This window comes from Desertivirga brevis (genome assembly GCF_017355835.1).
Genome location: NZ_JAFEWF010000005.1, coordinates 518,523 through 525,099, shown reverse-complemented (window position 1 = coordinate 525,099; position 6,577 = coordinate 518,523). Strand labels below are relative to the sequence as shown.

5 protein-coding genes are annotated in these 6,577 nt (G+C 37.7%); 3 read left to right on the top strand and 2 right to left on the bottom strand.

The window, feature by feature from the left end; genetic code table 11:
- Positions 1 to 168: 168 nt before the first annotated feature.
- Both J4N25_RS15180 and J4N25_RS15175 read right to left on the bottom strand, forming a co-directional pair.
- Entirely contained in the window at positions 169 to 1,905 is a 1,737-nt protein-coding gene (locus tag J4N25_RS15180; RefSeq protein WP_207420518.1) for a phospho-sugar mutase, read from the bottom strand.
- Between the two features lie 349 nt (positions 1,906 to 2,254).
- On the bottom strand, positions 2,255 to 2,578 hold the full coding sequence (locus J4N25_RS15175) for a hypothetical protein (protein WP_207420517.1): 324 nt from the start codon (positions 2,576 to 2,578) through the stop codon (positions 2,255 to 2,257).
- Between the two features lie 328 nt (positions 2,579 to 2,906).
- On the opposite strand from J4N25_RS15175, the gene porK reads away from it, so the two are divergent.
- The 3 genes from porK to J4N25_RS15160 all read left to right on the top strand — a co-directional run bounded on the left by porK (position 2,907) and on the right by J4N25_RS15160 (position 6,520).
- The gene (gene porK / locus J4N25_RS15170) at positions 2,907 to 4,328 is read left to right on the top strand and encodes a T9SS ring complex lipoprotein PorK/GldK (protein WP_207420516.1); all 1,422 of its coding nucleotides are present in this window, start codon (positions 2,907 to 2,909) and stop codon (positions 4,326 to 4,328) included.
- A gap of 26 nt (positions 4,329 to 4,354) precedes the next feature.
- Positions 4,355 to 5,320, top strand: coding sequence for a type IX secretion system ring subunit PorN/GldN (gene porN, locus J4N25_RS15165; protein WP_207420515.1), 966 nt, complete (start codon positions 4,355 to 4,357; stop codon positions 5,318 to 5,320).
- 282 nt (positions 5,321 to 5,602) lie between these two features.
- Complete coding sequence (locus J4N25_RS15160) at positions 5,603 to 6,520, top strand: alpha/beta hydrolase (RefSeq protein WP_207420514.1); 918 nt, start codon at positions 5,603 to 5,605, stop codon at positions 6,518 to 6,520.
- Positions 6,521 to 6,577: the final 57 nt, after the last annotated feature.

Genomic DNA, 6,577 nt, shown 5'->3' with positions numbered 1-6,577 from the left:
AGGAAGGAAGGAAGGAAGGAAGGAAGGAAGGAAGGAAGGAAGGAAGGAAGGAAGGAAGGAAGGAAGGAAGGAAGGAAGGAAGGAAGGAAGGAAGGTCCGTTACTTGTTGAATTACCTCAATTAATAACGGACCTTTCAGCTTTGGTCTCACGACCTAAACAAACATTATTAAACTTCCAGATCGCTCATTATAGCATTAACTTTTTGCTCTAGTTCCTGATCTGCTGTTTTGTAGGCACTTACATTTGGCAAAGATCCCTTTACACTGCAGTAGAACTTGATTTTGGGCTCTGTACCTGACGGACGCGCAGAAATAATGCTTCCATCCTCGGTAACAAATTGAAGTACATCCGACTTTGGAAGGTCAATTTCTGAAACTGCTCCTGAGGCGATATCGGTCTCTTTTCTTAGTTCGTAATCTTTAAGTTTTGCGACTTTAGATCCACCTAAGCTTGCTGGAGGGTTACTTCTGAAACGCTCCATCATTGCTTTAATCTCCTCAGCACCTGATTTACCTTTTTTAGTTACAGAAACCAGCTTCTCTTTATAGAATCCGTATTTCTCATACATTTCTAATAAAGCTTCAAATAAGCTACTTCCTTTGTCTTTGTAGAAGGCAGTCATCTCTGCGATAAAAGCAGCCGAAACAACAGCGTCTTTATCCCTTACAAATTCACCTATCAGATAACCGTAACTTTCTTCTCCTCCTCCAATAAAAGTCTTTTTACCTTCAAACTTGGTCATCAACTCCCCAATATACTTAAATCCGGTTAGCGTGTTGTAGCATTCAACATTCTTTGAAGCTGCAATAGCATCTATTATGTAAGAAGTTACTATCGTTTTCACGATATACTCATTACCGGTTAGTTTACCTTTTTCCTCCCAAGCTGTTAATAGGTAGTTAATTAATAAACTTCCAGTTTGATTGCCATTCAGCAAAATAAACTCACCTTCATTATTTTTAACGGCAATTCCAACACGGTCAGCATCAGGATCTGTTGCTAAAATAAGGTCAGCATCAATTTCTTTTCCTTTTTGAAGAGCTAAAGTAAGCGCTTCTTTTTCTTCCGGATTAGGATAAACTACGGTAGGGAAATTGCCATCAGGTTTAATTTGCTCTTCTACTAAAGTAACATTTGTAAATCCAAATCTCTCCAACGCTTTAGGCACAAGTGTGATTCCTGTACCATGAATAGGGGAAAAGACAATTTTAAGGTCCTTTTGACGCTGGATTGCATCAGGAGAAACCGAAAGCTGGGTTATACAATTTAAATATTTCTCATCTATCTCTTCGCCCAGGTATTCAATATTAGCCTCAACAGCTGTAAACTTTACATCGTCTACTGAAGTTATCTTAGCAACTTCTTCCATAACTTTTTTGTCATCAGGAGAAACAAATTGTCCTCCATCAGCGCCGTATGCTTTATAACCGTTATATTCTTTAGGATTATGAGAAGCCGTTAGCATTACCCCGCTTTTACAACCTAGTTGGCGCACTGCAAAAGATAATTCAGGAGTAGGACGAAGTTCACTAAAAAAGTAAACGTGAATATCATTTGCAGAAAAAACTTCTGCTGTAATTTTAGCAAAGTAGTCAGAATTATTACGGCTATCATGAGCTATAGCCACCTTAATTTTTTCTCCCGGGTAGGTATTCTTAAGAAAATTTGCCAATCCCTGAGTTGCAGCGCCTATAGTATATTTATTAATGCGGTTAGATCCCGGGCCCATTATTCCTCTTAAACCGCCAGTCCCGAACTCAAGATCTTTGTAAAATGAATCAGTTAATTCTGTAAATGATTGCTCATCTACCAGCTTTTGAATTTGTTGTTTGGTTTCAGGATCGTAGTTTCCCTGAAGCCACGTGTTAACGCGTTCTAAAACAGAAGGTTCTAATTGTTGCATGGGCGAATTAAATTATTTTTAGAGTTAATTATTGCAAGTATAATAAAGTAAAAAGAAATAATGGAAATTTTAAATTCAGCCAAAGAACAAAAAGAATAGGAAATTGTTAGAGAAAAATATTTTTTATTACCGACTTGGAAGAAAAAATAGGAAGGAATTGAAAAATTTGTATTTTTGTAGCACCTTAGAAACGGGACTTTATTATGTTATTTACCTTTATTCAGAAAAATCCTCGACTTTTTAACTTAATAATTTTAAGTATAAGCGCACTTCTTTATATGGCTATAGTACAAGTGTTAGTATTTCATTAGTCTGAATTTTCACAAACTCTGTATTTGCAAAAGCTAACTTATACAGCTTTTGCAATTTCAGTAACGTTAAACTCATTCCAATTTAAAACAAGCCAATCGGCTATTTCCAACTGTTTTTCCACAGTCTTAGGCAACTTCTGTTTTATTAGATATTCGATCTTCCAGCAGTCTTCCACCGTAAAATCGCACCAAAGCATTTGTAGTGAATTTATAAATAGAACCATTTCATAACGATTGCTTCGGTCAAGTTTTTCATTATTCGGCATACTCTTGAATACAGGTTCTCTAAAAGAAAAATTGTAGGAAGAACTGTAATCGAACTTTAAATCCCGTAATTGAAAAGGAGTAGCCTGTGTTAACATCCTGGAAATATTAAAATAATATTAGTTCTCTCTCCTCGCAATTTTTAAGCCACATTATTTTATCTTCTTCAAAATGTTCTAATCAAATAATTTCTCTTATTCCTGACCAAAATTGAATACATCTCATTGTACCTTTAAATTGTCTATTGGTAATCCTATCCGGGCCAGTATTGTAAATTTTTGAATTTTAGGCCTTTCCCCTTAATAAGCCTTTAAAATTTAGTCTTCGATTTTTTAAATCTTCAAACTAAAACCCCTATTATTTTGAAAATGGCACCATTCTTGAAAGTATCATGACATTCTATCTTATTTACCTAACAGTATATCTATGAGATCTATTTATAGCTTTACCCACACCTGGAAAAAAAATTGTTTAAGAAAATCATTTGCAGCCGGAGCTTCTCTGGCTATAGTCGCAGCGTTAAGTTCCTGCGCAGCTCAAAACAGTAATGAAGCACCTACAGTGTACGGATTTAAAGGAAGAGGAATAATTCCACCTCCGGGAATGGTTTATGTCCCTTCAGGTACCATCATGTACAAAAGTTCTACAGAAGATGATGGATTAACTAAAAGAGTAAGTTTAAGTCCATTTTTTGTGGATGCAACAGAAGTTACGAATCGTCAATACAGGGAGTTCGTAAATTGGGTCGCTGATTCTATCATCATTACTGATTATTTGAAAGAGGAAAGTTACTTCAAGAAGAATCAGAAGAACAAGGGAGAATATGTAGCCCGACAAATAGATTGGAGCAAAGTTAATCATGATAAGTTCGCTTTATGGCAGAGCGCTGATCCGGAGATTTCGTCAAAAATAGTGGGAACAATAGTATTGGAGCAGAATGGAAAACGTTTACTTAATGGAGAGCTTGTAAAATATGCGTTCACCTATCAGAAAAGTGGAGGTAGTAATGCTAATGAATTCATCACTGAAAATATACCAGTGATACCTAAAACGAATGTGTGGAGTGCAGATTTCCCTAACTCGCAAATGGGATTCATGTCTGCAAATTATTATGATCATAAATCTTATGATAATTATCCCGTTGTAGGAGTTACCTGGAAGCAGGCAAGGTCGTTTGCCGATTGGAGAGGTAAATCAGCGGCCAATTCTTTGAACAAAAATGCTTATTTAAAAGCGTATCAGCTAACGTTCAATCTTCCTACAGAGGCACAATGGCAATATGCATCTTCTGGTCTTCGTAATCCTGAGGAAGGAGCAGGATCCCAGGCTTTAGCAACAACTAACAGCAAAAAAGGAAAAGATGGAAAAGAAAAGCTTTTTGTGAACTTTAAGCAGGATGAAGGCAACTACACGATGGATGGTTCAACGTTTACTCTTCCTGTAAAATCATACAGTCCTAATGCTTTCGGATTATTTAATACCTCTGGAAATGTAGCGGAATGGACGCTTGATGCCTTTAGCCCATCTGCTGTTGAATTTGTTCACGACTTGAATCCGGTATTGCTTTATGACGCTTCAGATAATGATGCTGACGTAATGAAACGTAAAGTGGTAAGAGGCGGATCTTGGAAAGATAACGGTGAGTTGCTTAATAAAGATACTCGCAGTTATGAAATGCAGGACGTTGCCCACTCTTACATCGGTTTCAGATGCGTAATGCCAGCACCTGAATTGCTAAGCGACCAGGTTCGTACCCGTAAAGCAACTCTTGTAAAGCAATCTGATGGAAGGGCCACTCGTAATACCCGCTCAGAAGCACCTATGAGTACACAAAAAGCAGAAAAATAAACACACACACATCTTTAAAATTTACCATGAAAAATTTATTAGTAGCTATTTTGCTAACGGCAAGTGGACTGGAAGTAGTCGCTCAGGCGCAGGTTAAAGGCGATCTAACTGCGTCTGCTATTTCAACAAAACAAGATTCAGCTTTAATCCAGCCAGCACTAGCAACAGGTTCAGCCATGTCAAGCGGTACAGTTGCAATAGCAAAAAAGGATTCCACAGCACCAGTAGATGGTTTCTATAACTATACTATTCTAGGTAATGCAACGCCCTTTAACTACCCTTATATAAATCCTGTAAATGTTCGTTTTTACAAAAGATTATGGAGGGATATTGACGTAGCAGAACCTAAAAATCAAGTTCTTGCAATCCCTGGTAATACCTTGATTGAAACTATATTAGATGGAGTAAAGAAAGGGCAAATTACGGCTTACGATCCAGTTGACGATTCGTTCAAGTTTCGTTTAACGCCTCAACAAGCAATGGCTAAACTTGTTGACAGTGTTTTGGTTCCTGTTTTCGATGACAAAGGCAATCAGATCGATGCCAAAATGCAGCTGAATGAATTCAACCCTGAGAAGATTACAAAATTCAGGATTAAGGAGGATATCTTTTTTGATAAGCAAAGAGCAAAAGTGGAAACACGTATAATTGGAATTGCACCGCTAGTTAAGCTTTCAACAGGAGATACTACAATAGCGGCCGAAACGCCTGTCTTCTGGTTACACTTTCCAGAGTGTAGAAATGTATTCGTTAAAAAAGACGTCTCCAATCCTGAAAAAAGGATGTTCGATATGAGTATGGACGACATCTTCCTTCAAAGGAGATTTACGAGCAAGATCATCCGCGAATCCAACACTACCGGGCAGCGAATTGTCGACTATACTAAAGATCTAACAGAACAAGAGAAGGAAGCCCTAAGAATAGAATCTGGTATTGAGGAATACAAGAAGAAGGTTTGGGGATACAATAATACCACCAACGCAAAACAGTAATAAGCGTTACATTAATAAGTCGAAAGACCGGACGAACAGTCCGGTTTTTTTATTTTAAGCCATTATCAATTTCATAATTTTATTCATTTATCAGCTTCATATAACCGAAATACTTCCTATTTATCGATCACCAGAAAACAAACTTAGGGAATAAGAAAGTTTCATCAACCTATACTTTTGCCTCCAACATTCTTTTTATATCTTATTCTCGATTTCTCGTTGAAATCACTATTTTTAAACTTCACACTTTTGTGTAGCCCGCTAACCAAAGTATACCTGGTAATGAAGTACCTGCTTAAGTCAATATTTGTCCTCTCGATGCTAAATCCAACTATCAGCGCATTTAGTCAAGCACCGATTCCATTGTATCGTGATATTCCAAACAGTAAACCAATACCTTCTGATTATGTTGAAAATGCGGGTGCAAACGGTTGGATAACAAAAGTTTCGAAACCTACAATTACACCTTTTTTTCCAGAGCCAGGTAAAGCCAACGGTGCTGCTGTTATCGTTATTCCGGGAGGAGCCTACTCTGGAATAGCAAATAATCACGAAGGAATTGACGTAGCTAAAAAATTTGTCGAATCGGGAGTTACTGCTTTTTTGCTTAAGTACAGATTGCCGGATGACCGGATAATGAAAGACCGGGCCATCGGGCCGATCCAGGATGCACAAAGAGCAATACAAATAATACGGGAACGTGCGTCTGAGTGGCAATTAGACACAGGAAGAATTGGAGTGATCGGTTTTTCAGCAGGAGGACATCTTGCCTCTACTTTAGGTACTCACTATGATCATTCCTATATCGACAACAAGAAGCAGGTAAACTTGAGGCCTGATTTTATGATCCTTATATATCCCGTTATTAATATGGGGGAGTATACACATATGGGTTCAAAGACAAATTTGATAGGGAAGGACGCCGACGTTAAACAGGTGGAACGGTTTTCAAATGAGAAGCAAGTACGGAATACAACACCTCCTGTCTTTCTAATACATGCTCAAGATGATGCAGCTGTTCCTGTTCAGAATAGTTTATCGTTCTACGAGCATACTCTCAAAAATAAAGTTAAGGCTGAGATGTACCTGTATCAACAGGGAGGCCATGGTTTCGGGATGTATAATAAAGCTGAGAAAGAGCAATGGTTTGAACGTTTATTGAACTGGCTGGAGCTTAATAAGTTTTTGATACCTAAATAACTAACTGAAGGGATAAGCACTTAGGTAAAGTCTTAGAAATGTAAATTCTCCTTTGTC